The following is a 26,990-nucleotide window of genomic DNA, read 5'->3' on the forward strand; positions in this document are numbered from 1 at the left end:
TATCCTGCCTGAACAAAAACACAGGGAACCCGCCTTGATCATTCAAGCGGATTCCCCGATACCTTTTTATGCAGATTCATCTTTCCGCTTTAATTCATTTACCAGCTCGTCGTATTTTGGACTGCCGAGGAAATTGTCAACCGAGATATGACGTGCATCCGGACGTTTGGCTCTGGCACGGTCCGTTAAATCCTTGTGCGTAATCACAATATCCGCATCCTCCGGAATCTGATTAATCGCCGTATTTGTGACAAAGATATCAATATCCGCTTTTTTAAATTTATTTTTCAGAAGTGAAGCCCCCATTGCACTGGAACCCATTCCGGCATCGCAGGCAAAGATCACTTTATTCACTGGTCCAGCTCCGACAAGCGGCGTTGAATCAGCAGCCGGCTCACCTGTTAAATGAGCAGCAGCAACGCTTTTCTTACCTTTCATATCCTGCATACGCTCTGTAGCTTCAGTCAGCGCGTCGTCTTCTTCAGTGGATTTCGTCACTTTCAGCAAGAATCCTGCAGAACCGAATGATACTGCAGCTGAAATGAACACACCAGCCAGCATACCAAGGTAGTCACCACGCGGCGTCATGGCAAGGTAAGCAAAGATACTTCCCGGTGATGGGGTTGCCACAAGACCTACATCCAGCATCGAGAAAGTCAAAATACCACTGGCACCACCCAGAATCGCTGCAACAATCAGCACAGGCTTCATCAGGATGTAAGGGAAATAAATTTCGTGAATTCCTCCAAGGAAGTGGATCACACTTGCGCCTGAAGCGGACAGACGCGCCATCCCTTTTCCGAATACCATATAAGCCAGCAGGATACCAAGACCCGGTCCAGGATTGGATTCAACCATAAACAGAATCGACTTACCTGCATCGGCTGCCTGATCGAGTGCCAGCGGTCCAAGAATCCCGTGATTAATAGCATTGTTTAAAAACAGTACTTTCGCAGGTTCAACAAAAATACTTGCAAGCGGCAATAGGTTTGCATCAACAATGACTCTTACACCTGAAGCCATTACTTCGTTAAGCCCCTGTACAACCGGACCGATTCCAGTATAGGCAATAAGCGTTAACGCACCACCCAGAATCCCTGCAGTAAAGTTATTGATCAGCATCTCAAAGCCCTGCTTTACTTTTCCTTCAAACAGCTTATCAACCTGTTTGATCAGGAAACCACCAAGCGGCCCGAGAATCATCGCCCCAAGAAACATCGGGATATCCGTTCCGACAATCGCACCAATAGTGGCCGTCGCACCAAGCACCCCTCCGCGCATGCCATAAACCATGTGTCCACCGGTAAAACCGATCAGTAAAGGCAGCAGGTACGTAATCATCGGTCCAACGACAGTTGCCAGATCTTCATTCGGCGCCCAGCCTGTTGGAATGAATAAAGCAGTAATAAGTCCCCAAGCGATAAATGCACCGATGTTTGGCATAATCATGCCACTCAAGTACGAACCAAACTTCTGAATCTTCGCCTTCACACCTGACTTGTTCCCTTCCATTTTTGTTCCTCCTTTATTTGTTTTCACTGACTTTCCAATGTTGTTAATTTAATAATAAAGCGCTTACTTATGCAAAACAATGAATAGAAAATTCAACTTTGTCACACGTAATGTGGACATTTTTTAATTAACAGAGATTTGAAGGAAGTGAACAAAATCCCTGTTTTTTCAATTATTTTAGCTGAATAGGATTAACAGCTCGGATTAGGTGGAAAGGGAGAGTATATCGTATAATATAGGCTGATCAATTTTAAGAAAAGGATAGGAGATCCCATGACAGCATATGGCGTTATCCCAACTGCAATATCACCGCTGACTGCATTAGACAGCATAGGTGAAACCATTTTATTAGCGGACCATGAATACAATATTGTCTGGATGAATACAGCCGCAGCCAACCTGTTAAATGGCGTTGCCGCTTCATACGGACTCAATGGCAGTCACGATATGATCGGTCAGAACATGGATCTGTTTCATAGATTTCCGTCCCATCAGCAGAACATGATGAAGCAGCTCAAGGGACCACACAGAACAAGAATCACAATTAAAAATCTCATCGTAACTGATATCGTAGTTACGCCTATCCGATCCACCGGCGAACGTATTGATGGCTATATTGTGATGCTGCTGGACGTCACCACAAAAGCAGCCGAAGAAGAGGAAAAAGAAAAGCTGATTGCCTCACTTTCCACACCTATGATGAAGGTTTGGCATAATGCCATTGCACTGCCCCTGATCGGCGCCTTTGACAGCGAGCGTTTCAATCTTTTAGTGACAAGTGTTTTAGAAGAATGTGCATCCAGTCAGATTGATTATGTATTAATCAATTTGAATAAGGTTTATTTTAATGAAAGGGAGCATACGACACACCTTTTCCAAAAGTTAATTGACTGCCTTCGTCTGATCGGCACCCAGTGCATGATCGTAGGCGTTACACCGGAACTTGCGATGGCGATGAATCACCTGAACCGTGATGTGAAGATTTTTACCACGACTTATGACGGGATTCAGTACATTATTTCTAAAGATCAGAAGTAAAAAAAAGCTGTCCGTGACGGGCAGCTTTTTTCTGTGGTTTTGACGCGGACGTGCGTGTTTGTGCTGATTGAGTTGTTCCGCGTGATTGGTTGCGGCAACCTGAGGGTGTGGCTTGAGTGAGGAATTGTACTGTTCCGAAGAGTTTTTTCATCGATTCAACTTTTTATTGTACTGAATGATGTATTAATTCAATCGTTTAAATTTTTTATTGTATTGTTCAAGTTATACAGCACCTTTTTTGTTATGTTTCAACTACGAATTGTAACGACCCAAGACGGAATTGTATCGAATCAAAAAGGAATTGTACTGTTCACACTTCAAGCAGGAAGACCACTGCCATCCAGTCCCTCTATATCACCTGATTAGACCACTATTTGCCGCGAAAAGAGCTTAAATCCTGATTAACGAACTCCATACCGCGCAAAAAATCCTCACACGACTCCTTATAGCTCAGCCTCCAAATGCCGGAGCAATTCTTCAGCAGTCATCAGCTTCTCTCCGCCTCCCTGAACGAAATCGGGCTTTCCGCCGCCACGTCCGTTAATGAGAGACAGCACCTTTTTCAGCGGAAGATTCATATTCATGTCAACGCTGTTTCCTCTTGCACAGATGACCTGGAGTTTATCGTCTGTCTCATTGACAAAGAGTACGATCCGGTCGTCTGCTTTTAACGTAATGTTTTTGGCCAGGTGCTGAATATCGGCAATCTCCTGATCGTGAAAGATCTCTTTTATCACGTGATTGGAAGTTGAGAGATACCCGTCTGCCCGCAATTCTGCAAGCTGTTTCTTCAGCTCTTCCTTTTCCTTTTCAAGGTCTCTGACCTGCTCAAGAAGACGGTCCGCAGCCTGAGGCAGCTGATCCTGCGGTGCACTCAGCCTCGCCGTCAGACTTTGCACTACCAAATGCTTTTCATCAAGCTGTTTTCGTACACGATGTCCACATACGAAATATACACGTATGTTTCCTTTCTGCTTTTCCGTGTGAAGAATGTTCAGCGCCGCCACCTCACCAGTTGAACCGGGATGTGTGCCTCCGCAGCCGTTGTAATCAATGTCCGGGATGATGACGAGTCTGATATCTTCTTTTACTGATACGGCTTTGCGAAGCGGGTATTGACTCAGCTCTTCATAAGTGACCCATTTCGTCTCAATCGGCCGGTTCTCGAGGATCACCAGGTTGGCGGCTTCTTCGGCCTGAAGCACCGTTTCCTCCGTTAGCGACTCTACCTCAAGGTCAATCGAACAAACCTCCTGCCCTAAATGAAAGCTGATGGTTTTTGCGTCAAATTTATTTTCAAATACAGCAGATAAAATATGCTGTCCTGCATGCTGTTGCATATGATCAAACCTGCGCTCCCAGTCGATCTCACCTTTAACTGAACCTGTAGCCTTTAAATCTGTGTAATGGCGAATTTCACCCTCCACTTCTTCAACCTCTTGGACTTGTGCTCCATTCAATGTTCCCTGATCGAAAGGCTGTCCTCCTCCAGTCGGGTAAAAAGCAGTCTGATTGAGCACAAGGTAAGGACTGCCCTGTTCGTCTATGCCGTTCTTCTCAATCTCAGCTTCAAACTCATGTATATAAACATCCTGATAAAATAACTTTTCTGTCATGATTAACAACTCCTCTTTCTACGTTTCCATGACATCCCACGGTGTGACGATGCCAAGTATCCGCTCTGTGCTGGCTCCATTTTTCGTAATGATGAGCGCAACCAGTTTTTCTCCACGCTCCGCCGCCTGCGCGAAACGATCCTGTGCTTCATATACACTCATTTCTTTCGGAATAAAACGGTAATTCTGCTTCCGTCGATCGAAAGGCAACAGATCTTTTACTTGAACGCCTTTGATCGAAATGGATTCTTCATTTAAATGAGAGGCGAGCCAATTGGCTACACCACTGTCTGTGACCAGTGTCTTAACAAGCTTCTGCTGATCAACCACCGGAAACTGCGAGTACTCTTTATTTTTCATGTTACGCAGCACTTCTTTCAGTGTGGTGTCCTCATGAAAGGTCACAACGTCCTTGATAAATCGCTCCACTGTTGGCGGCACAACTAGCCGGCTGCGAATTTCTTCAATCAATTCAACCACATAATCGGTCGGCTCTGCCAGTACTTCCTCTGTGTATGTATGGACAATCGCATTTCGGAGCTCCGCAATTTCCTTCAAATCCTGCAAATAACGCTTTACGATTCTGTCATTACGCTGTGAGGCTTTATCAAGCAGCGCATGAAAGCTCATATAATTCCCTTTATTGTGCTTGTTCTTAAGGTAATTTTCAATTTCGTTAAAGTCTTTGAGAAATGCTCTTGAATTTGAAGAATCCATCCCGTCACTCCTTCTTTTTGTAAACGTGCGGTTTTCGGAGCCATTTAATAAAGAAGTACGCTGCGATCATATAGATTGAAAAACCGATCGACTCCATGATGTCCGATTCATCAGAAAGGATCGCACGAACCAGAATAATAGCAATAAAAGCAAAGATATAAAAGCTTATCGTTTGTGCACGAGATTTTTCTCTCACGATAAGATCCCCCTTCGTTTGTAAAATTATTTCAAAAAATGCTTTACTTTAAAAGTATAAAGATTTATTATATCTTTAAGATATATAACTAAAAGATATAGGTGGTGTTCATTTGGCCAAAGAGAATCATACCCCTTACGTGTTGCTTGGCATGATGACAACCGGCTGCAACACCGGATATTCAATGAAACAAATGATTGATAACAGCCTGAGCCATTTCTGGAAAATCAGCTATGGTCAGATTTATCCCTCTTTAAAAAAGTTGACAGATGAAGGCTTAGCCATTTCAAAAAAGGAACCGCAGACTGATAAACCGGACAAGATTATTTATGAAATTACTGATAAAGGACGTCAGGCATTGGAGGCGTGGCTTGTTTCACCGGTTGACAGCGGATTGCCTGTACAGAAAAATGAATGGCTGCTGAAGCTGTTTTTCAGTCGTCACGAGCCGGCCCAAACAGCGATTGCAAAGATCAAGCAGTACGAAACTCAACTTCAGGAACGGCTCTCTGTTTATCAGCAGATTGAACAAATGATTAAACGTTCATCCATTCGCTCTGAGGATGAACAATTCTGGTTATTCACTCTCCGTCACGGCTTTAAAACAACGAATGCAGCGATCGAATGGTGCCGGGAAGTCACAGAAGAACTTCAAAATGAGGAGGAATAACAATGGGTAAAAAGCTTGAGCAGGCGCGGTTTATGGCCACACATGGACAGGAAATGACCGTTTTTATGGTGGGAATGCGTATTAATAAATTCTGGGCAGTTCACAAATGGTTTCCGGTATTTATGGCAATGGGCCCAATGCTGCGCGAGCTTTATACACATAAGGAACTGGGCTTTTTATCAACAGAAACGTTGATGGGCTGGAGAACGGTCACGCTGATTCAGTACTGGAACTCTAAAGATCAGCTGTACGCTTACGCTAAAGGACAGGAACATATGAAAGCCTGGAAAAACTTTTACCAGAAAGCCGCCAAATCGGAGGCAGTTGGCATTTTTCATGAAACCTACGCAGTCGCGCCGGGAACATACGAAACAATCTACAACCGCATGCCGGCTTTTGGATTATCGAAAGCGATTGGGGTTCAGCCAGTTGGAAAGAAGATGGAGACCGCATCTGATCGATTAAAAGCACAGTAAATAGAAAAGCACCGCATCTGGACGCGGTGCTTTTTTGGTGCGACGTCACTACATCCAATTCACACCCCATAAACTTTGTATAACAGCCATATAAACGACCATCACAATACTCAATCCGAGAAATAGTGCAATTAATCCTTTGAATCGATCTGTTTTTTTCAAAGCCAATATGAATGTGATTAAAACGACTGCTGCTACAGCATAAAACACAAAAAACATGCTATAAATACTGAACGGGCCAAGAAATAAGCTAAGCACTGCGAGCTGCATCAAAAAAGCCGCCATTGACGTCGCAGCCCATTTAGAAGGACCTTTCGTAATGGTCGTATTCCAAACGGCGAAAATAAACAATGCTGAAATTAGCGTCCAATAACCCCATTCAAATAGACCAAATAAGCTTTCCTCGTAAACGGCGAGCATATATCCTGTAACAAACAGCGGAATAAATAACAACATAAGCCAGGCGTTTGTTTGAATTCTTTTCGTTTCGGTCATAATGATTGTACCCCCCTGCTAATAGAGGCCGGCTTTTCGATAAAGCCGGTTGTTTTATTTTGTAAGAGTCGATCCATAATAAAGGTGGCGTAACACATTGGAAACAAGCAGTGCCGGATCCTCTGTCCCATCAAGCACAAGATCAGCTGTTGGCATGACCTGCTCTTCCATATACACATAGGCCCTACGGCTTTTTGATAAATAATGCGCAAGCTCTTCCACGATACGCTTCTGTCCCCGCTGATCCCGAATGATCCTTCTGGCCATCGCAACATCCAGTGGTGTATGTACATAAATCGAGATATCAATGCGGGCTGAGATGTCAGGGTGAAGGTAACTGAATGGATAATCAAGAATGAGATAAGAAGGCGGGTGGTCTCCTGCGATTAGCTGTTCAATCTGATCAGACAGCGGGCTGAGATCCCATGCATGTGGATCAGCTCCGTCATCTACCCACTTCGTTAAATCTTCAGGAGCGTGCTTGAAATCAATATCATCAAAATGTATCGCCTCAGAATGAGGAAGTGCCTGCATCAAACGCTCTGTCAGTGTCGTTTTCCCTCCACCTGATACGGTCGCAATTGATATAATTTTCGTCATTTGTCACACCCCCTTTTACGGATTTGAACGATAAATATCTTTAATTTTGGAGGTTGTCAGCTGTGTAAGAAAAACAAGGATCACTACTATTAAAATCGAAAGACCTAAATTAGCAAAACCGCTAAAGACAAACCACCTGCCGATCGACAACTGCATAACCGAAAAATACAAAAAGAAAATAGCCCCGAACTGAAGAACGAGAAAAGCTTTTCTCAAAAAATACTCCATGGTTTACACCTCCTATTTTTGTAAAGCAACGTCTGTCCCAGGTTTAATCTTTCTCTGCAGCATCTGCAAATAAAATTCCCTGTCTTCCGGAAATGCCAGTGACAGCTGTACAATTTCATCGGCCGATTTCCAGGCGATATCATAAATAAGTTCATCCGGATCCTGAATGACAGCACTCCCTCCTGTACATTTAACAGTGTAGTAATGAACAAGAACATCAATATCATCCAGCGTAGTTTCTTTTGTGTGTAAAAAGGATTGTATCTTTGTCGTATAGCCCGTTTCTTCGAAAATCTCTCTTACACAGCATTCCTCAAAGGTTTCCATTTTCTCTTTCCCACCAGATGGAATTGTCCACTTCTGATCCTCACCTGGTGCCGCCTGTAACACCATTAACAGTTCATTTTTACCATTCACACAAACACCTGCAGCCCCTTGCCAGATCTTCATCATGCCCCTCATTTCTATATAGGTAATATCTAACATTATATCAGTTTTCTGAAAATTCATCTTATTTTTTCTCAAGTTTTCCAAAACAAAAAGACCAGGGTCACCCTAGTCTTTTCGCTTTGCCCACTCATTCGCTTTTTTCGCCAGCTCACTTACAAAAGGCTGCTTTCTGGTTTGATATTCCTCGTGCTGATCCGGGAATTCTTGTAGCAATTGAAGTTTCAACTCACCATATGCTTTCGCGTCAGTTGGATGCTCCAACAGGTAACGTTTAAAATTCAGGTGAATATCAATTTGCTCATTGCCCTTTTCATAAAGGTGCACATGATGCGTCCGCTCATTTCCACCCTTCGTAAAAAAGCGGCGTCCCGGGATCCCGTTCTCCCCGCATACCTCATAGCCAAGCCTCTCCATGTCAGCACTCAACCGGTCTGCTTCTGAAATATCCTCCAGCACACCTAAAATATCAATGACAGGCTTCGCATAACCAATCGCCGGAACCGAAGTGCTGCCCATATGATACAGAACAGCTCTTTCAAAAATATTCTTAATTGCATCCGACTCCCGCTCAAACTCCTCCGCCCATAACTCCGTATAAGGCATAATCGTTGTTTTTCTCACGTCATAATCCTCCTCTTATCGACAGTGTAGACAAGAGGCCTGTTCCTGAAGTCTACAGTAGACCTGGCGACAGACCCTGCCTCTACACTACCTTGCAACTGTACCCTGATGAAAAATCATCTGCCATTGATCTTTTTCTTTTTTCCAGATGGAGCAGCGGTTGGCTTTTTCGTTTGTTTGGTTATTTTTTGATTGATAGATTGCCTGCACGGTATCAGAAGTAAGGACCCGGATATCAAAGCCTTCTATTGTCACGTCAATATGTCCGGCTCCTTCTTCTCCCATCAGATCTTCTTTTCTCCAGGTCCCGCCTGACTTGCCGAACTCCAGAAAATCTTTATGGATCAGCCGATCGAGATCCTCATGAGATGTTCGAATTTCATTGTTTAACAGCTCTTGTTCATGAAATAATATCACTTGTTTTAATTCATCCATGCGCTCCATCTCCCTTTAAGTTCCAGCATATATAAAACCTGAATCTGTTTACTCCTGGCCCTGCAGCCACTGATCATATAATGCTTCCAGTTCACGCTCTGCACGCTGTTTGTCATTTAACAGCTGTTCATATGCCTCCCAGTCATCCTGAATGACCTGGATGTCGGCCTCCAGCTTCTGAATCTCTTTTTCAAGCTCATGAATGCTCGCTTCAATGTCTATCTCCTGCTTTTCCTGCTGTCTGGGCTTTTCCTGAGCAGGCTTTTTCTCAACTGAAGGTGCATCTCTGAGCTCAGGCCGCTTGGACTTCGCCCAGTCATAGTTACCGTTGTATAAAGTCAGTTCTCCATTTTCCAACCAGGCAGTTTTGTGGAACAGTGCATTTAAAAAATACCGGTCGTGTGAGATCGCTAAAATGGTGCCTTCAAACTGCTGAAGCGTATCCTCAAGCACCTCACGTGATTCAATATCCAGATGATTAGTGGGTTCATCCAGCACAAGCAAGTTGATTTCATCATGCATCAGCTGGGCAAGACGCAGCCTCATGCGTTCGCCACCACTCAAACTCTCAACTTTTTTAAATACGTCATAGCCGTAGAATAAGAACCTGGCCAGAACGTGGCGCGCTTCCCCTTCTGTCATCGATACATGCTCTCTGAAAACGTCAATGACGCGCATGGACGGATCACGGTAGGAGAATAGCTGTGACAGATAACCGACTTTTACATTACTGCCAATCCGGCAGCGCCCTTCATCCGGCTGGACATCACCTGTAATCATTTTGATCAGCGTCGACTTCCCTGTACCATTCCCACCAACGATGCCGATATGATCCTGCCATTTAACAGACAGATTTACGTCACGGAAAAGCCAGTGCTCATATCGCTTCCCAACATGCTCAAAGGTCACAACGTCTTTCCCGCTGCGATCACCTGTATCGAGCGAAAGATTCATCTTTTTAACCGTCACCGGCTTCTTAACACGCTCCATCCGCTCAAGTGCCTTCTCCATTGATTTTGCTTTTTTAAACAGCTTCGGATTTGGCGGATTCGCTTCGTTCGCCCACTGACGCAGACGACGGATCGCCTCTTTCATTTTCTTGATTTTTTTCTGCTGCTCCTCATACTCGTGGAACTCCTGCATGATGCGCGCTTCCTTCTCTTTTACATAGGCATCATAATTTCCTTTGTAGCTGTAGGTTTCACCATCCTCAATTTCAACGATGCGTGTCGCTGTCTGATTGAGAAAATGGCGGTCATGCGAGACCATCAGGATGGCTCCATGATGCGCCTTCACAAATACCTCGAGCCATTCAATCGCGTCCATATCCAAATGGTTGGTCGGCTCATCAAGCAGCAGTAAATCCGGGTTTTTCAATAAAAGGAAGCCAAGCATGACCTTCGTCTGCTCCCCGCCGCTTAACTGACGAAATGGCTGGTCAATAAAGCGGCTCAGCTTTAGTCCCTGGATAACAGCCTGAATCTTGGCATCACGTTCATATCCGCCTAGAGCGGTGAATTGTTCCTGCAAATCACCGTATTTCACAAGCAAACGTTCAAGTTGAACAGGATCAGCCTGACCCATTTCCTGCTCCAGCTCCTTCATCTGCTTTTCCATCGAGACAACTTGTTCGAACGCGGTTAATAACACATCCTGACCGGTCCAGTGTGACGGAAAGGAAGGAATCTGATGGAGGTAGCCAACTGACAGCCCTTTTTTCCGGATGATACGGCCTGCATCGACCGGCTCATGTTCAGCCATCAGCTTTAATAACGTTGTTTTGCCACAGCCATTCGGACCGACAAGCCCCACGACCTCGTTCTCTTTCACTTCAATCGTCAATGATTCAAATATTTTTGTACCGCCCATCATTTTGGCGATTTGTTCTGCTTTCATATACATACCCGGTTCCTCCAGTACAGCTGAAAGAACAATCTTTTCAAGACAAAAAAGGACTGCCTGATCAACAGACAGTCCTTTTGCGCACGGCGAAAAAGAATGGTTCATCAGCTGGATTTTATTCGTATTTTGCTAAAAAAGGGCAGACGTGTCCCGTTGTTCGCAAAATCATGAATTTGAGCATGTGTAAAATATAAGAAACTAACCTGTTTTTCACATGCTAATCCAGCAGACTTATTCATTCCTTTTCACCTCCGATCATATAAGTTGTCAAAATTATAGCACAACGCCATTCTTCAAATCAATACTGTAGATATAGGGGACAGACCCCATTTCTACAGTAGTTCCTTTGCTAGGCGTTTTTGGTCTCCCTGATTCTTAATGGTGATCAAGCGGCACTGAAGGTCCCCGCAAATCCGAATCACATTCGGCTTCCCGTTCTCTTCGAAGTAGCGGTCCCATTTGAACATTTTTTTATAAATTGTCCAGGTTGGATCGTAATGAACGGCTTCGAGCTTTAAGCGCTGTTTGATAAATCGTTTTGTAATTCTCCATTTCCGCACATTTCGCGGCGGATCCAGAAACACAATGGCATCGGCTTTTTCAAATGTGCTGTGTGTCCACTCTTCAGAATGTACACCCTCGACAATCCAGGAAGAACGATCCAGAATCTCACTTAAAACCAATTCCCTTTCCTCTTCCGTTCTCCTTCTATCCTCAAGCCCTTCCTTATTACGCTCCCACACTACCTGATCGAGCTCAACAAACGGCGTCCCGGATTGCTCAGATAGCCATCTTGCCAAAGTTGTCTTCCCACTGCCAACTGACCCGACAATACGGATTTTCATACGATCACTCCTTCAACTAGAAGCGGGCCTGTTCCTCTTCTCGACTGTAGACTTCAGGGACAGACCCATCTCTACACTCCCTGCCAGCTCTTCACATAAAATATTTAATGTGGCCTCTAAAAATTGTTCCCGTTCTATTCCGGTTTTCTTTACACCAGGTTCAATCCTGTCAAAGCGGAAGGCTCTTGTTAGCTGATAGAGAGGGACGATGAACGATTGTTCCAGCGCTGAAAGCTTCCGTACTTTCTGATAAGCAGCAAGAAAATGTAAGAAGCGATCATGTGATGATTCTTCTCCTGTGTATGGCATGATCCAGCTATGATAAATGCCGACTGCTACACATTCATTCACCAGCACTTCGTCTCCTGCAAGGTTCAGGTCATAAATGCCTGAGATGTCACCATTCTCATCAAACGTCATATTGTAATAACAAAAGTCGCCCTGCACCGGTCCTGTGGGAAGTTCAGGCCAATGCTTATTTAGCAACTGGCGTTTTTCATGCGCCAGCTGCAACACACGCTGACTCATCTCATGATCATACATTTTTTCCTCAAAGAGCTGGATCATCTGTTCATTTTCGTCATAGTCTCCAAGATTATCTGTTTGGTTCCCTCCAAACAATGACCAGGTCGTCCCGGTGTTAAACCTGAATGAAACGGACTCAGAAATCAGATGCTGCTTTGCGAGCGCTTTAGCAATTTTTTGAACGATCTCAATGGATCCTGATGATTTCTCATTTCCTGCGCATTTCTTTTCAAGCGTGAAGACCACACCCTTTTTCTCTATCGTCCATCCTGATTCGGACTGATGATAAGTCGGAAATGGAATACCTTTTCCAAGGAACATGTCAGCAAATTCACAGGCCCGCTCCACAAATGCCTGCCCTGATGCTTCCCCCTTCAGAAAATAAACAGTCTGACCTGATTCCACCTCAGCCAGTACTTTTACTTCCTTTCTAAAAACAGAGATTCTCTTAATGTTCTTCAGACCAAATTCATTCAGTACGTCTCTCAACTCTTCTTCAGACCAGCTCTTATGCCCCATATTCTGTGGCCTTCCCAAGCTCCTCAAACACCTTTACCGTCACTTCGATCGCCTGTTTCAATCCTTTTTCCTGATGGGATCCCATGACTGCTGCCTGAATCCAGTTGCGTTTCAACAGGTACTCACTCTCATAGCTGATCAGGACCCCCTGTTGTTTGCAGCGATCTCCAAATGCTCTGCTTGAAATGGCTGATGGCAACAGTGCAGTAACGATTCCCTGTGAATACGTATCATCCCCTAAAACAGCCAGGCCAGCTTCCTTCCACGCAGCTCTTACGTCGTAAACATTAGCGTTGTCCAGATTTAAGGCAGTACACAAAGCACTCACCAGGTTTGAAGAATGCGTATAAGGCGTTTCCTGTCCGCTGTACATGCCTAGATCGAGGTAACGCGGCAGTCCTGTATTCTGTTTTATTTCCTCACGATGCAACACAAACGCGAGACCCGGATAGGAGCCAAGCCCTTTCCCACTGACAGTCGAAGCTAAAAGTACTTCACTGTAATCTTCCTCCATTACACCCACACTGCTGCAGGCGTCCAGACATACATCCACATCAAAAGATCTGCAAACCCTTATCAGCTCCTGTAGATCCGTCGCATAACCGGTCGATGTTTCACAATGGACCGTCCACAGCCAGGTAATTGATGGATCCTCAGCCAGCTTTTCTGATACCTTTTTCAGGTCGAAAGGCACATTCCAATCTTCACGAATCCAAACCACATTTAAATCAAAACGTTCAGCATGATCCACCAGCCGCTCACCGAACTCACCATTGGACAGAATGAGCCCTCTTCCTTCCTTTAGAGAAAGCTGTGCAGCGACCAGATCGTTGGCCAGCGTTCCCGTCCCTACTGCAACAGCGGCAAACTTCGCCTGGGTTTTGTCACATAAGAGCTGCTTTACCTCACTAAGCTGCGCGCTGAATTCCTTACTCCGGTGAGAAATCGGCATCTGATTAAATGCTTTAACTACAGAAGGATCAAGCTGCACGGGTCCCGGAAGAAGAGAGGTTGGCTCCTTATGTTTGCGGATCATCAGACGTTCAAACGCTTTCGTTGACCGCTCAAAGCTCGCCTTCGTTAAATACATCGGCTGATAAAGTGCATCCTCCGTACCTACAAGATCAGCAAACGGTTCAAAGCCAATTCTTTTGTAAAGCTTCAGCTGCCTCACCGTTCCTGAAATCAGAGCAATCGTGAACCCCTTTTCCAGACAGTACGCCAAAAGCTGTTCACACAGACGGTAAAAAACCTGAGTGCTCCTCCACTCCTTGCGAATCGACAACAAACGAATCTCACAAGGTCTGGCTCCTTCAGGCAAATACGCATCAAGATCCCCAAGCTTCGCATCCAGCGAAAAAGGCCGCTTCGAACGAACCGCAATCATGCCAACCACCTGCGGCCCTTCCTTCGCAATCATATATGTATTTTCCTCGTGAAACCGATCCACCAGCAGCCTCTGTTCATTCGCATCATGCTGTGGAATCTCCTCCACAAACGTCTCATAATTCAGCGAATGAATCTGCTTCAATTCATTCGCATCCGTTGCCACCTTATACACCAGCGACCGCATCCAACTCCTCCTTACTGTAGACTTGGGATCTGTCCCCCAAGCCTGCACATTTCTATTTGTTATAAACCAGCAGCATGTATAGAAACATACCGCTCATACCGAGTGATACGACGGATATACCAAATTCGTAAAACAGGAAGCCGAGAACTGCGCCAATGGCGATGAAGCCTGAGATGGTGTAGCGTCTCGACAGCCCATAGACAACGGCCATGACGCCAGCCAGTACAGCCAGGATCAGCGGCTGCAGCCAGAATGCGCCTGCGAGAAAGACGACGATCCCTTTACCACCTCTGAATTGAAGATGGGCAGGGTATAGGTGACCTAATAATACGAAAGCAATTGCCACAACCTGCGGCCACAGCAGCCCATCAAACCAGACCGTAACCAGCCATAATGCCAGCCACGTTTTCACCGCATCAATCAATAAGGTCAACAGAAACCCCGTCTTCCCCATCACTCTCCCGGCATTCGTCGCGCCCGCATTTCCACTTTCAAGCTCCCGAATATCCTGCTTTTTCAGCCATTTTGTTAAATAATACGCACCATTGATGCATCCAAAAAGATAAGGAATCACAGCTGCCATTAAAATTGTCATTCAAACATCCTCTTTATCTATGTATTTCCAATAACTTCATTATATCGGACGGACCACCTTTGCGGATAGGTCGATTCTTTAAAATCGTATTCTTTCTCCATTTAAAAAAGCACCTCTTCTATGAGATGCTTTGATCACCTATGCAGGCACCACAATATAATAAATACTCGCCAGAAACACAAAAGCAAGCGCAACCGTCAGATACGCTTTTTTCGCATCAAACCCTTGAGTTGCTTTGACAACCTGAACACTGATCAAGTACATCCAGATCAGACCTGCCACTAAAAGCGCAATCATCAATCCATTTGCCGTTCCTGTTAGAAAAGGAACACTTAAAATACCCGGCAGCAGTGACACAGAGGTCGCTTTGCTGATCTCCCCGAGCACTCCCCTGCCTCCGAGACCGCGGGATGAAGCCCATAATAACAGCGACAAACCAAACCTTGTTAAGATCGCCATCAGCAATCCGAACAATAAAAAGATGCCCGGCACAACCACCCATCTGAGCGCCTGTGAGTCAAAATCACTGACATAAGCCCAGTTCGCCACAATCGAAATCAATCCATATCCCAGACCCACTGCAATCAGAAGCAGCCGGCTCCATACCGTTACTTTCGGAGACTGCAAAAAGGTCTTAAACGCTGTCTCATCTAACATCATCATTCTTGCGACCACTTTTCCATCCCCCATACAATCAGGCTGATGCGTTCGCACCAGCCCTTTTTTATTTACACGTTACATTCCCCAAGGCATCAATGCCCATACCGCAACCGCAAAACAGACAACAACGGTAACACCTGCACCGATTTTGCTGTTATAGCGATAAGGCTGAACATCCTTCCAGCCGTGAATCTGTTCGATCAGCTCGCTGTCCTGCTTTTTCGTTAAACGGCTGTCGAGTGAAGGAATCCGATTCGTGATATAAGACACGACAATCAGCAGAATGAAACTGATCGGAACCGCCAGCAGCGCGCCCGAAATCCCCATTCCATCTGTGACGCTGTGGCCTGTCAGTACAATATTCGGGAAGACAAACGGTGATACGATAATATAGATTGCTCCACCCACCACGGCAGCAGCCATCGCACCGTACTTGTTCGCTTCCTTCCACCACACACCTACAATAATCAGCGGTGCATTCGTCACACCTGCAAGACCGAATGCCCATAAAATACTGACCACGAGAAATGCCGGAGGTTCAACCGCTAAAATAATACTGATCACCCCACCAACAAAAATCGCGATATAGCCTAAACGAAGACTCGCTTTCTGAGAAATATTCGGCTTTAATGTTGCCACGATATCCTGAGAGAGAAGAGCACCAATCGCAAGCAGATTTCCACTAAGCGTAGATAATCCCGCTGAAATCGCACCTGCAATCACAAGTGCCGTCACCCACTCAGGGTTATACACAAGATTTAAAATAATCGTCAGCTTATCCGCATCTGCAGCTGAAACTTCAAGTCCCTGCGTGGCAGTTGCAAATACACCTACGAAGCCCATCGCATAAGTCGCTGAGAATACAAGTCCAAGAATAAATGCAAACCAGACCATCGCAGAGCGCGCACTTTTCAGACTTGAAGCCGTGTAAACACGCATTGCGAGGTGAGGCAATCCAAGTGCACCGATTGTCAGCGCTGGAATAATGGCAAAGTACCATTTAGGTGAAAATTGATAGTCAAAAAACGTTGGTACAGCTTCAAGCATTGCCGGCACCATATCCGCATACAGTAGCGGCGGGAAATACCATCCGTTGCCACCAACAGCCTTCATAATCGCAGCAAGCGGAACGATAAACATCAGTGCCATGATCACCATCTGAATCGCTGCATTATTCGTCGCTCCGGCCATTCCCCCAATGGTCACGTAACCGACAATAATCAATCCACCGACAATCAGACCCGTCATATACGGAATACCAAGCAGCGTCTCAAACGTAACCGCAATCCCAATCATCTGACCAAGCGCATACATAATCGATACAAGAATCATGAACAACGCTGCAATAATTGACGCCTTCACGCCATAACGATTACGGATGAAATGCGTTGGCGAGAAAGCACCCATCCGGCGAAGACTTGTTCCATAAATGATCGTAATTAGCGGAATCGCCAGGATCAGCTGAATCCACAATAAAATAAATGGTGCCTGAAGATTTAAGATAAGTGCAGTAATGCCTAAGAACGTAGCTAAACTCATATACGTTGAAGCCATTGCAAGCCCGTTTGTAATCGGCCCTACATTGGATTTACCAACGTACAATTCCTGAGCAGAAGCGCTTTTTCTGTTTGATATGTAACTGACCGCATAAAATAATACAAACGTTGCGACTACAACGATAATACCCATGACTGGATTAGATAGCTGCCATTGCATCCCTTACGCCCCCTTTGCTTCCTTAGATGACTCTTGCGCTTCATTTTCACGCTCAATTTCATCATCAATCCGATTTCCAATCTTTCCGGCAACAATCGTTAAGAAAAACACGCCGAACCACCCCATCAGAATCGGCACGATGTATTTCACCGGAAAACCGAACATCATCGCCTCTGTTGGAAAAATCGAAAAGATCAATCCAACATTCCCCACGAGGACAAATGCCGCTGTCATCCAGATCGTAAACTGAACTTCTTTTTTATAGGCTTTCATGTCATCCCTCCGTTGTAAAAATTTCTCCCATTTTGTTCGTTTGATGACTGAGCGTTCGTTCGATTGTTGCGACCGAGCGTTCGCTCATTTTTTAAATACAAACAACCCTCCTTCACATTTCTGTAACAAGTTGATTGTAAGCGCTACCATATTTTTGCGTCAACAATATTTTTAAATTTTCCGAAAACTTATTTTTGGATGTTATTTCAATAAAACATCATCTTGCTTCTGCGTTCTGAAATTGGTCTGACCAGTCTGCTTGTTATATGTCTCATGCAACAAAAGTCCGTTAATCATCATATTCAATTTCATTATGCTGGAAATCTTTTATTCAAAAGGTTTTTATGGCAATGAAAATGCCACCCTTTAGCAGGATGGCTTTGTTAGATGGCTTGTATGGTTTAAATAGTGAACAGCAATCTTACCAGACTCATCTTTCTCGAGAAGGTGAATGCCTGTATCCCCTGTTCTGAAATAAGCCGGATGACTGAATGGCATATTCAGCATGGATTCGATCAATCTTGAAATAACACCTCCATGAGCAACAATCATGACGGTCTCCTCCTGCTTCGAGCTGGCGAATATTTGGCTCAGCACCTGCTCACAACGTGCTCTGAATTCTATCTCACTTTCTCCCGTCACACCCCACTTTTCATGACGGTCATAACTGAAAGGAAAAGGAATTTCATCCAGCGGCTTACCTGCAATGTCACCATTTTTATGCTCCTGCAGATCCTCAAGGACTTCTATCGGCCAGCCTGTTATGTCTGCAATTTTCTGAGCGGTTTGTCTGGCACGTTTCAGTGAACTAACCCAAATTCGCTCTGGATTGAATTCCTTTGCCACGCGTTGTGCCATTTGTTCAGCCTGCCAATGTCCCATCTCGGTCAAGTTAAAATCTGCACTACCCTCATGGACATGCAAAAGATCCCCTTCAGATTCTCCGTGTCTGATCAGTACAATTTTCACTCTCTCATTCCTCCTTTTTTTGACAGAAGATCATTATACACAAAAAAACTTCCAGAAACGATTCATTTCTGGAAGCTTTTGAGCTTTATCATGATGGTAAGAGCCTGTTTGTTTAAAAGTGGTGTAGCTCATTATATTACTGGTGCCGTGAACGTTGTATCGGTATAGTACATAAGTAACTGAACTCACGAATTCTGCGAGAAGCTCACGAATCCGCTGCCGGAACTCACAAACCCTTCGGCTAACCTCACGAACTTTACCCGCAAACTCACAAACTCTCATTCCAACCTCACGTTCCCCGCACCTTACCTTAACGAATCCGGGAACGATGTCAGCTCAATGCCAAACACTAGTGGAAGCAACAGTGTAACAAATCCAACAAGCGCAATCGTTGCAAAAATATTCATCCAGATTCCCGCTTTTACCATATCCATCATTTTCAAGTAGCCTGATCCGAACACAACGGCATTTGGCGGTGTGGCTACCGGCAGCATAAACGCACATGATGCGGCAACGGCAGCTGGAACCATGACGGCAAATGGGTGCACATCCACAGCGAGCGCCAATGCAGCCATAATCGGCATGAGCATCGTGGCGGAAGCCGTGTTGGATGTGATTTCAGTTAAAAACACAACAACAAGTGATACAACAGTGATAATCACAATAAACTGGACACCATCAAGGACGGTTAAGCGTTCCCCGATCCACACATCCAGACCTGATGAACCGAATCCGCCTGCAATCGCAAGACCTCCACCAAATAATAAAAGGATGCCCCACGGTACATTTTTTGCAGTATCCCAGTTCATCAGTTTGACTCCCTGATATTGAAAAGAAGGAATTAAAAACAGTACAAGTGCTCCGGCAATGGCTATCATCGTATCATCAATCGCCGGGCTGATGTATTCCTGTAATACAAACGAACGTAAAATCCAGGCAAGAGCAGTCGCGCTGAACACAACTGCGACCATCTTTTCATCCGCACTCATTTTACCAAGTGCGTCACGCTCTCTTTTAATGACTTCTTTTCCACCAGGAATGTTTTTCAGCGTCATTGGGAAAGCAAATTTCACTAAATACACCCATGCAAACAAAATCATAATGACGGCAAATGGAACACCAAACAGCATCCACTGGGCAAATGACAGGTCAATGCCGTAAATGGCACGGAGCTGGGCTGCCAGGATCGTATTTGGCGGCGTTCCGATAATCGTTGCGATCCCACCAATTGAAGCAGAAAATGCAATTGCGATCATTAACCCTTTTGCGAAAAGGCTTTTTTGATGCTCTGCATCCTTTACAGAACCATCATCAATTAGTGATGACATTTGAAAAATGATGGCCGTTCCAATCGGCACCATCATCATTGCCGTTGCCGTGTTTGAAATCCACATGGACAAGAAGCCTGTTGCGGCCATAAAGCCAAGCATGATGCCACTTGTGCTTGTACCGACAAATGAGATAATGCCAAGCGCAATCCGTTTATGAAGATTCCACCGCTCCAGAGCCAGAGCAATAATAAATCCACCCAGGAATAAAAATACAAGCGGATCCCCATAGCTTGGTGTTACGTCACCAACACCAACACCCGCGACCAGCGGAAATAGAATAATTGGCAGCAGTGACGTTGCCGGAATTGGAATCGCTTCTGTGATCCACCACGTTGCGATCCATACTGTTGCAGCTAAAACACCAAGTGCTTCAGCCGATAATCCCTCTGCCCGGAAAAACAGCAACAAAATAATAAACAGGGCAGGTCCAAGAAAAAGACCAACTTTCTGTTTCGCAGAATAATCCCTTCCCTCAGGTGATGGCTGTCTAAAGGTACCAGTCAGCTTACCTGACGCCTTCGCCATACGATCCGGATCATCACTTTTCGGACCACCCGGGTTCATATTCATTCTAAATAAAAGCAGTTCTTTAATCCGGTCATGACTATCCCATGACCTTTCCCACAATCTCTTAACCGTATCCAAATCCTCACTCCCCTTCATTAAAGCGCTTTCATAATTATGCATTATAACAGTATTTTTTAGGAGAGCGAAAGGAAAGTGCCGCACAATTCTAAAAATAGGCTTTTTTCCTATGTAGAAAAAGGGTCTGTCCCTAAAGTCTACGGGAGACTTATAGACAGACCCTTTTCTTTCCTTCCTCACTTATTCAAATGGGATAAATCTCGCTTTTTCAAGCATGGATGGCGGCAGCAGCGGCTTGACGATGTATGTGCAGTCGGGCTGAAAGCGGAGGATATTTAAGAGTTGAGAAGCCATCTGAGCCGGTGTTTTCTGATAGTTCGTTTGGATCCAGTGTGTGATGAGTCCTGTGATGGCTGTTGAATGATAAATGGAATAGAGCTGCTGATCAATGTCGATTGCCTGCAGCTGATAATCAGATAAAATCATGGATTGAATAGCTTCTGAGAGTTTTTGCTGAAAGACTGGAAGGAGAGATGAGTAAACAACGTTAGTGAAAAAATCCCGACGTTCATAGATTGATCGAAACAAAGTTATTTCTGAAGATGATAAATCCTTTAATTGAAAGGATGGAAGGTTCGCATAAGGTTCGCGATAGGCTTTAACAAAGCGGGTTAACTCATACGATAAAGTCTGTTCAATCAAATGATCCAGGCTATCATAATGGTGATAAAATGTACTGCGATCAACGCCTGCAAGTTTAGTCAGACGGGTCACTGTTAACTCATCAAAAGTCAGATCCTGCATCGTCAGTAAAAGAGCATCCATCATCTTTTGACGCGTCCGCACGACACGTTTATCCGGATAAAGATTGTTCATCAGTGCGCCTCCTGTTATTTTATTCGACAAAATACGCCAAACTGTAGAATAACAAATGACAGGCCTATCGTCCCCACCCTTATTTCTTATTATACTATAAGTACACAGCATTTCTGCATTCGACAAATTTCGGCAGGCATGCTGTAAAAAAAGCGAATACATTAAGGGAGGGTTTCAAAAAATGGGACGTCTTGATGGAAAAGTCGCGTTAATTACAGGTGGTGCCCGCGGAATGGGTGCTTCACATGCCAAAGCCTTTGTTGCAGAAGGTGCGAAGGTCGTGATTACAGATGTACTGACAGAAGAAGGCGAAAAAACAGCACAGGCACTTGGCGATCATTGTGTATTTTTCAAGCACGATGTGACAAGTGAGGAAGAATGGAAGGATATCGTTCATAAAACCGAGGAACATTTCGGACCGATCAGTGTTCTGGTGAACAATGCCGGAATCGTGATCCAGGAGCCGCTTGAAAGTCTGAGCCTTGAAAACTACCGGAAAGTGATCGACATCAATCAGGTGGGCGTATTTTTAGGGATGAAATCAGTGCTCCCGTCCATGAAGAAGGCTGACAAAGGCTCCATCATAAACATTTCATCGATTTCCGGTATGGTCGGTCAGGCGATGACGCTTGCTTACAACGCCTCTAAGTTCGCCGTGCGTGGCATGACCAAATCAGCAGCCGTTGAACTCGGACCACTCGGCATTCGCGTCAACTCCATCCATCCGGGTATTATTAAAACACCTATGACCCAGACACCGGAGCTTGAAGCCGTGCTTGAGCAAATGCTTGCCACCATCCCGCTCGGCAGGCAAGCCGAACCCGAAGAAGTATCCGCTCTTTGCGTATTCTTAGCCTCTGATGAATCCAGCTACTCATCAGGATCTGAGTTTATTATTGATGGTGGAATGATTGCAGGATAACAATATGAATGGGGTCTGCCTTAGATAGAGACGGACCCCAATTTCTTTTAGTGGGACATGTTAGCGGAATTCCTTCACTCGGGGGAGTTATTCGATCGTTTGAAATTTTTATTCACTCGTTTCAAAAATGATTTCATTCTTATGGAAAATTAATTCCATCAAAACCTCTTGGCCGGACTCTTTTCCCTTCACAAGGCCCGGTGATTCCTTCATTCCACTCCACGAATTCCTTCATTCACACTCACTTTTCCATCACATCCAAATGAGCGTACTTCTCCACCTCCAAGCCACCTTTTCCAGATCATATGATGAGCACCCTGCCCCCAGTAGTCCCTCAGCAACACATCTGCATTCCCAAAACGACTCACCCAGTATTGCTGAGAGCTTTTAAACCCGGCATCGAGATAATAAAAGTCGTGCCCGAGACGTAAAAGCTCATCTTCTGCAAATGCCAGTAAGGATTGAGCGACTCCTTGCCTCTGGTGATCAGGGTGAATATATACACCCCCCACTTCTAAACAGCCGGGTTCAGGAGTCAGCCCGCATCTCACGAGATCACCCGGTTCAAACAGCGCAATCGTTCCTACAACTGAATCCCCTGTAAAAGCCGCATAAAATCTGATCCGGTCATCTGTCAAAGACTCTCGCACCATTCGCTCCAGCCGCCTAACCTCCTCATCAAAAAGCTGCTGATCATGACTTAACCCCTCGCGTTTCAAAAGATCACGGAGGCATTTCTCAAAAAGTTTATCGGTTTCTTCAAGGTGACTACTTTTTAGTTCTCTTATCTCTATCTTCATGACCTTTATTCCCACTCCCTCAATACCTTCTCCAACTCTCTTAAATCCATTATCACATCATCCGCATCTTCATCCTGTTGAATTACACTCTGGACCAAAACAGCCTTCATCCCAACCCGCTTCGCTGCCTGAATATCATTTTCAGGATGATCCCCAACAAACACAGCCTCTTTAGCTTCTACATCAAGCTTTTGAAGTGCCCGCAGAAAAATCCGGCTATCAGGCTTTCGGAGCTTTTCCCATTCAGATATCAGAATGACATCAAAGGCTTCCTCAATCCCAAGGGCACGAATATTCGCCGTTTGAAAATCCCCAAATCCGTTTGTAATCATACCGATTTTATACGCGTTTCTTTTTAAATGTTCCAGCATTTCATATAACCCTTTTACAGGAATACAGTGATTCGGAAACTCATGCAGATAATCCTGTAACAATTCTTCTGCAGTCATGTTAATCTGTAATTCCTCCACAAGTTGCGCATAAACCCGGTCTTTCCACACATATCCATGAGCATCCAGCTCAATAAAACGATTCACATATGTATCCCGATCAACGTTTACATTCACTTGCTTCAAACGCGCATACTGATCAGCAATAAACGCTGCAACAGAAGCATCACGATCCAAAAGTGTTCCATCAAAATCAAACAACACTGCCCTCATCCGATCACATCCTTTGGATAATTGTACCATAGAGTGTAGAAATGGGGTTTGTCCCTGAAGTCTGCGATAGACTTTAGGAACAAACCCCAACCCTACAGAAAAACACCGCCGCGGCGGTGTTTTTTTAAAATGTATAGATTTCTCCGTCTTCAGGAACCAGGAGTTTTTCGTCCGGAATGTGTGCTTTTAGTTCATCACGTGTGAGGACGCAATGGTTAAGGGCCTCAAGGTGAACGGCGATTACGGTTGCCGTTGTTGCTGTGTCGAGTACTTTTTTTACATCATGCTGATCCATGATGATCGGACCGCCTTCAAGGAACTGTGCTGCTCCAGCATTTAATACAATAACGTCAGGCTGCTCATCTTTCAGCACCGCTTCTACTTCATCGCACCAGATCGTATCACCTGCGATGTAGAGCGTCTGTTCATCCTGATGTTTGAACACTACACCACATACGGCTCCCATTCGCTCTTCAATCTCACCTTTTCCGTGATGTCCTGCAGTTTTACTCAGCTGAATTCCTTCAAAATCTGAACGTTCTCCCAGAACAGAAACGTGCTGAAAACCGGCTTCCTGAATTACTTTGGCATCTGCTTCATTTTGCGCGAAAACAGGTGTTGCTTTTGGCAGTGCCTGTTTAGCCGCTTCATCAAAATGATCGGCATGCAGGTGAGTGACGATCACCGCATCAGCTTTTGAAAGATCATCAACCTTTACCGGCAATTCAACCGTTGGATTGGATAAACCCTGATTCGGCGTGTTCGGAAACGGCGGCAGTGAACCTTTTTCAGCAAAAAACGGATCTACTAAAATCGTTTTACCTGCATATTCCACTACCATCGTTGCGTTACGAATATGTGTCAGCTTCATCTCATCACTTCTCCTTTTCGGATTGTTCCTGTTTAGGATAAACTTTAAAGAAGGATGATGTACATAATCTAAATCAAGTAATGTGTTGATTTCACTTGATTTTTGAAAGGATGTTATCGAATGGATCAGACAGACTACCTCATTTTACAAGAGCTTGAACAGAATAGCCGGATCACCATGAAGGAACTCGGTCGAAAAGTCCATCTGACCGGACAGGCGGCAACAGCACGTGTACAAAAACTTGAGGATCAGGGCATTATCGATAAATATACAGTGCGAAAAAGCTACGAGAAGCTCGGCTTTCCCGTTCATGCCTTCATCCAGGTATTTACCCAAAGCCCTGATCACGCTAAATATCTTGCCTTTATCGAAAAGCAGTCAACAAACATTGTTCAGCATGTCAAAACCACCGGTGAAGCCTGTTATATGCTTGAAACAAGATTCACAAGCCACGATGATCTGAATACTTTTTTGGAAAACCTGAGCAGCTATGCTCAATATAAGACTGCGACTGTTATTAAAGCATTACTGTAAACCCGGGTCTGTCCCGGTACTGCGGTAGAAGATGGTCTGACCCTCTTCTGCCCTGCGCAGTGATGCAGTCAGGACAACAGCGCCAGCTACCATGATGGCACCGATCCATGGTGTGTGGATGAGGCCGATTCCGTCTACGATGAGGCCTCCAACGAAGGAACCGATGGCGATCCCAACGTTAAATGCGGCGATGTTAAGTGCTGAAGCAACATTGACCGCTGATGGTACATATTTTTCAGCCAGATTTACAACGAGTACCTGAAGTCCCGGTACATTCATGAATGCAAATAATCCCATCAGAAAAATCATGATTAGGCCTGCTGCTTTAAATGGTGCTGCCAAGCTTAGCAGTACGAGTACGATTGCCTGAAATATGAACATCCACATTAATGCTTTAAGCGGATTACGATTGGCCGCTTTTCCGCCAATCATATTTCCAACAGCGACAGCTACGCCATACACAAGTAGAATCACGCTGACCCATTTAGCGCTGAATCCTGTGACATTTTCTAAAAGCGGTGTTAAATACGTAAAGGCAACGAATGTTCCACCATATCCGAGTGCAGTGATAGCGAAAGCAAGCATTAAACGCCCATTATTTAAAATTGCAAGTTGATCTTTAAATGAGGATGGTGGTGCTTCCTTCAGATTTTTCGGTACAAGCAGGGCACTGGCAACCATCCCGATCAGTCCAAGAATGGCCACACCCCAAAATGTCGCTCTCCAACCAAAAGCCTGACCAATAAACGTTCCAAGCGGCACACCTGTCACCGTGGCAACGGTTAAACCTGTAAACATAAAGGCAATGGCACTGGCACGTTTATGAGCCGGAACCAGATCAGCTGCAATCGTTGATCCAATTGAAAAGAATATGCCGTGAGAAAAAGCGGTAATAAAACGGGCCACGATTAAGAAAGCAAAGCTGTCAGACAGCGCTGCAGCTGCATTTCCAACAACAAATACCGCCATTAACGCCATGAGAAGCGTTTTGCGGCTCATTTTTGCTGTCAACGCCGTTAAGACCGGTGCGCCAATCGCCACCCCGATCGCATATCCAGAAATTAATAATCCCGCTAATGTAATTGATATTTGAAGATCCCCTGCAATGGATGATAAGAGTCCAACCGGAACAAATTCAGTCGTTCCGATTCCAAATGCACTGATTGCCAGTGCAAGTAAAGCAAGCATTCCGCCTTTTTGCTGCGGAGGCTGATTCATTTTAGTCGTCATGATTTGATTCCTCCCTATGAAAATAAACACGAAGGCGCCTTTCGTGATGTTGAACAATTGTCAGTATGAACCCGTTTATTTCTTTTGGGAAGTACGTACTTTAAAGTGCGATAGGCACCAAAAAGTACCCTATCATGCCTTTCGGACGGTTTCATCGCAATCATCTTTTCAATGCTTTTAGCCTGTGCTATTCTACTTACAAATTAAAGGAGGAGTTACGTATGCCTTACAACATTCCTGTTGAAGCCACACTCGAAGTCATCGGCGGAAAGTGGAAAGTCGTGATTCTTTGTCACCTGGATAAAGGGGATAAGCGAACGAGTGAACTTAAAAAGCTGATGCCGAATATCACACAAAAAATGCTCACTCAACAGCTTCGTGAACTTGAAGCAGATGGTGTCGTAAAACGCACTGTCTATGACCAGGTTCCACCAAAGGTCGTTTACTCACTCACTGAATACGGCTGGTCACTGAAGCCCATTCTTGATGTAATGTGCAGCTGGGGAGAAGCCCATATTGAGGCAACCGGTGAGGAGCTGGCGCAATAA

32 protein-coding genes are annotated in these 26,990 nt (G+C 44.9%); 6 read left to right on the top strand and 26 right to left on the bottom strand.

Translation table 11 applies throughout. From position 1 onward, the window contains the following. Positions 1-66: 66 nt before the first annotated feature. Entirely contained in the window at positions 67-1,512 is a 1,446-nt protein-coding gene (locus E2491_RS04720; protein ID WP_134373455.1) for a PTS mannitol transporter subunit IIBC, read from the bottom strand. Positions 1,513-1,785: 273 nt separating this feature from the next. Between E2491_RS04720 and E2491_RS04725 the strand changes: the two genes are divergently transcribed. Further along, a complete protein-coding gene (locus E2491_RS04725) occupies positions 1,786-2,550 on the top strand; it encodes an STAS domain-containing protein (RefSeq protein ID WP_134373457.1) in 765 nt (254 codons plus the stop codon). Positions 2,551-2,993: 443 nt separating this feature from the next. Here E2491_RS04725 and E2491_RS04730 read toward each other — a convergent pair whose 3' ends face one another. Genes E2491_RS04730 through E2491_RS04740 form a run of 3 tightly spaced genes read right to left on the bottom strand, consistent with a single transcriptional unit; the run spans position 2,994 to position 5,079 of the window. Next, positions 2,994-4,166, bottom strand: coding sequence for an alanyl-tRNA editing protein (locus tag E2491_RS04730; protein ID WP_134373459.1), 1,173 nt, complete (start codon positions 4,164-4,166; stop codon positions 2,994-2,996). 18 nt (positions 4,167-4,184) lie between these two features. Then, a complete protein-coding gene (locus tag E2491_RS04735; protein WP_134373461.1) occupies positions 4,185-4,883 on the bottom strand; it encodes a CBS domain-containing protein in 699 nt (232 codons plus the stop codon). A 4-nt stretch (positions 4,884-4,887) separates the two neighbouring features. Further along, positions 4,888-5,079, bottom strand: coding sequence for a hypothetical protein (locus E2491_RS04740; protein ID WP_134373463.1), 192 nt, complete (start codon positions 5,077-5,079; stop codon positions 4,888-4,890). A gap of 112 nt (positions 5,080-5,191) precedes the next feature. On the opposite strand from E2491_RS04740, the gene E2491_RS04745 reads away from it, so the two are divergent. Then, positions 5,192-5,749 carry a PadR family transcriptional regulator gene (locus tag E2491_RS04745; protein WP_134373465.1) on the top strand — a complete coding sequence of 186 codons (558 nt, stop codon included), beginning with the start codon at positions 5,192-5,194 and terminating at the stop codon, positions 5,747-5,749. A 2-nt stretch (positions 5,750-5,751) separates the two neighbouring features. Continuing rightward, entirely contained in the window at positions 5,752-6,225 is a 474-nt protein-coding gene (locus E2491_RS04750; RefSeq protein WP_134373467.1) for a DUF4188 domain-containing protein, read from the top strand. Positions 6,226-6,273: 48 nt separating this feature from the next. Here E2491_RS04750 and E2491_RS04755 read toward each other — a convergent pair whose 3' ends face one another. The 18 genes from E2491_RS04755 to E2491_RS04835 form a co-directional block, all read right to left on the bottom strand. Beyond that, positions 6,274-6,720, bottom strand: coding sequence for a hypothetical protein (locus tag E2491_RS04755; protein ID WP_134373469.1), 447 nt, complete (start codon positions 6,718-6,720; stop codon positions 6,274-6,276). A 54-nt stretch (positions 6,721-6,774) separates the two neighbouring features. Continuing rightward, positions 6,775-7,320 carry a nucleoside/nucleotide kinase family protein gene (locus E2491_RS04760; protein ID WP_134373471.1) on the bottom strand — a complete coding sequence of 182 codons (546 nt, stop codon included), beginning with the start codon at positions 7,318-7,320 and terminating at the stop codon, positions 6,775-6,777. Between the two features lie 15 nt (positions 7,321-7,335). Beyond that, the gene (locus E2491_RS04765; protein ID WP_134373473.1) at positions 7,336-7,548 is read right to left on the bottom strand and encodes a hypothetical protein; all 213 of its coding nucleotides are present in this window, start codon (positions 7,546-7,548) and stop codon (positions 7,336-7,338) included. Positions 7,549-7,560: 12 nt separating this feature from the next. Beyond that, the gene (locus E2491_RS04770; RefSeq protein WP_134373475.1) at positions 7,561-7,998 is read right to left on the bottom strand and encodes an NUDIX hydrolase; all 438 of its coding nucleotides are present in this window, start codon (positions 7,996-7,998) and stop codon (positions 7,561-7,563) included. Between the two features lie 105 nt (positions 7,999-8,103). Further along, a complete protein-coding gene (locus E2491_RS04775; protein ID WP_134373477.1) occupies positions 8,104-8,619 on the bottom strand; it encodes a GrpB family protein in 516 nt (171 codons plus the stop codon). Positions 8,620-8,706: 87 nt separating this feature from the next. Further along, a complete protein-coding gene (locus E2491_RS04780) occupies positions 8,707-9,054 on the bottom strand; it encodes a nuclear transport factor 2 family protein (RefSeq protein ID WP_166805788.1) in 348 nt (115 codons plus the stop codon). Positions 9,055-9,102: 48 nt separating this feature from the next. After that, complete coding sequence (gene abc-f / locus E2491_RS04785; RefSeq protein ID WP_134373481.1) at positions 9,103-10,956, bottom strand: ribosomal protection-like ABC-F family protein; 1,854 nt, start codon at positions 10,954-10,956, stop codon at positions 9,103-9,105. Positions 10,957-11,060: 104 nt separating this feature from the next. Next, positions 11,061-11,195 carry an RAxF-45 family protein gene (locus tag E2491_RS17785; RefSeq protein ID WP_305778189.1) on the bottom strand — a complete coding sequence of 45 codons (135 nt, stop codon included), beginning with the start codon at positions 11,193-11,195 and terminating at the stop codon, positions 11,061-11,063. 93 nt (positions 11,196-11,288) lie between these two features. Next, positions 11,289-11,801: an AAA family ATPase gene (locus tag E2491_RS04790; protein ID WP_134373483.1), complete on the bottom strand. Its 513-nt coding sequence runs from the start codon at positions 11,799-11,801 to the stop codon at positions 11,289-11,291. 12 nt (positions 11,802-11,813) lie between these two features. Then, a complete protein-coding gene (locus E2491_RS04795; protein WP_134373485.1) occupies positions 11,814-12,845 on the bottom strand; it encodes a phosphotransferase in 1,032 nt (343 codons plus the stop codon). Beyond that, the gene (locus tag E2491_RS04800) at positions 12,835-14,418 is read right to left on the bottom strand and encodes an aminotransferase class V-fold PLP-dependent enzyme (protein ID WP_134373487.1); all 1,584 of its coding nucleotides are present in this window, start codon (positions 14,416-14,418) and stop codon (positions 12,835-12,837) included. Before E2491_RS04800 ends, E2491_RS04795 begins: the two co-directional genes overlap by 11 nt. 52 nt (positions 14,419-14,470) lie before the next feature. Then, complete coding sequence (locus E2491_RS04805) at positions 14,471-15,013, bottom strand: glycerol-3-phosphate acyltransferase (protein WP_134373489.1); 543 nt, start codon at positions 15,011-15,013, stop codon at positions 14,471-14,473. Between the two features lie 138 nt (positions 15,014-15,151). Continuing rightward, positions 15,152-15,676 (bottom strand): YIP1 family protein, encoded by a 525-nt coding sequence (locus E2491_RS04810; RefSeq protein ID WP_244093884.1) that lies wholly within the window; start codon positions 15,674-15,676, stop codon positions 15,152-15,154. Between the two features lie 72 nt (positions 15,677-15,748). After that, positions 15,749-17,389 (bottom strand): sodium:solute symporter family transporter, encoded by a 1,641-nt coding sequence (locus tag E2491_RS04815; RefSeq protein ID WP_134373493.1) that lies wholly within the window; start codon positions 17,387-17,389, stop codon positions 15,749-15,751. A 3-nt stretch (positions 17,390-17,392) separates the two neighbouring features. After that, complete coding sequence (locus tag E2491_RS04820) at positions 17,393-17,662, bottom strand: hypothetical protein (RefSeq protein WP_134373495.1); 270 nt, start codon at positions 17,660-17,662, stop codon at positions 17,393-17,395. Between the two features lie 366 nt (positions 17,663-18,028). After that, entirely contained in the window at positions 18,029-18,631 is a 603-nt protein-coding gene (locus E2491_RS04825) for a histidine phosphatase family protein (protein WP_134373497.1), read from the bottom strand. Between the two features lie 305 nt (positions 18,632-18,936). Further along, on the bottom strand, positions 18,937-20,607 hold the full coding sequence (locus E2491_RS04830; protein WP_244093885.1) for an SLC13 family permease: 1,671 nt from the start codon (positions 20,605-20,607) through the stop codon (positions 18,937-18,939). Between the two features lie 180 nt (positions 20,608-20,787). Then, positions 20,788-21,423 carry a TetR/AcrR family transcriptional regulator gene (locus E2491_RS04835; RefSeq protein WP_166805789.1) on the bottom strand — a complete coding sequence of 212 codons (636 nt, stop codon included), beginning with the start codon at positions 21,421-21,423 and terminating at the stop codon, positions 20,788-20,790. 181 nt (positions 21,424-21,604) lie between these two features. On the opposite strand from E2491_RS04835, the gene E2491_RS04840 reads away from it, so the two are divergent. After that, complete coding sequence (locus E2491_RS04840) at positions 21,605-22,345, top strand: glucose 1-dehydrogenase (protein WP_134373503.1); 741 nt, start codon at positions 21,605-21,607, stop codon at positions 22,343-22,345. A 209-nt stretch (positions 22,346-22,554) separates the two neighbouring features. Here E2491_RS04840 and E2491_RS04845 read toward each other — a convergent pair whose 3' ends face one another. From E2491_RS04845 to E2491_RS04855, 3 genes are all read right to left on the bottom strand, one after another. Continuing rightward, on the bottom strand, positions 22,555-23,145 hold the full coding sequence (locus E2491_RS04845; RefSeq protein ID WP_134373505.1) for a GNAT family N-acetyltransferase: 591 nt from the start codon (positions 23,143-23,145) through the stop codon (positions 22,555-22,557). A 5-nt stretch (positions 23,146-23,150) separates the two neighbouring features. Beyond that, positions 23,151-23,807 (bottom strand): HAD family hydrolase, encoded by a 657-nt coding sequence (locus tag E2491_RS04850; RefSeq protein ID WP_134373507.1) that lies wholly within the window; start codon positions 23,805-23,807, stop codon positions 23,151-23,153. Between the two features lie 124 nt (positions 23,808-23,931). Next, positions 23,932-24,678, bottom strand: coding sequence for an MBL fold metallo-hydrolase (locus E2491_RS04855; RefSeq protein WP_134373509.1), 747 nt, complete (start codon positions 24,676-24,678; stop codon positions 23,932-23,934). A 120-nt stretch (positions 24,679-24,798) separates the two neighbouring features. On the opposite strand from E2491_RS04855, the gene E2491_RS04860 reads away from it, so the two are divergent. Next, a complete protein-coding gene (locus E2491_RS04860) occupies positions 24,799-25,212 on the top strand; it encodes an Lrp/AsnC family transcriptional regulator (protein WP_134373511.1) in 414 nt (137 codons plus the stop codon). Here the strand turns inward: E2491_RS04860 and E2491_RS04865 are convergent. Next, on the bottom strand, positions 25,204-26,442 hold the full coding sequence (locus E2491_RS04865; RefSeq protein WP_134373513.1) for an MFS transporter: 1,239 nt from the start codon (positions 26,440-26,442) through the stop codon (positions 25,204-25,206). The two genes, E2491_RS04860 and E2491_RS04865, sit on opposite strands and share 9 nt — an antisense overlap. 221 nt (positions 26,443-26,663) lie before the next feature. Between E2491_RS04865 and E2491_RS04870 the strand changes: the two genes are divergently transcribed. After that, the gene (locus tag E2491_RS04870; RefSeq protein WP_134373515.1) at positions 26,664-26,990 is read left to right on the top strand and encodes a winged helix-turn-helix transcriptional regulator; all 327 of its coding nucleotides are present in this window, start codon (positions 26,664-26,666) and stop codon (positions 26,988-26,990) included.

The sequence above is a fragment of the Jeotgalibacillus sp. R-1-5s-1 genome (assembly GCF_004405105.1).
Lineage (GTDB): Bacteria > Bacillota > Bacilli > Bacillales > Jeotgalibacillaceae > Jeotgalibacillus.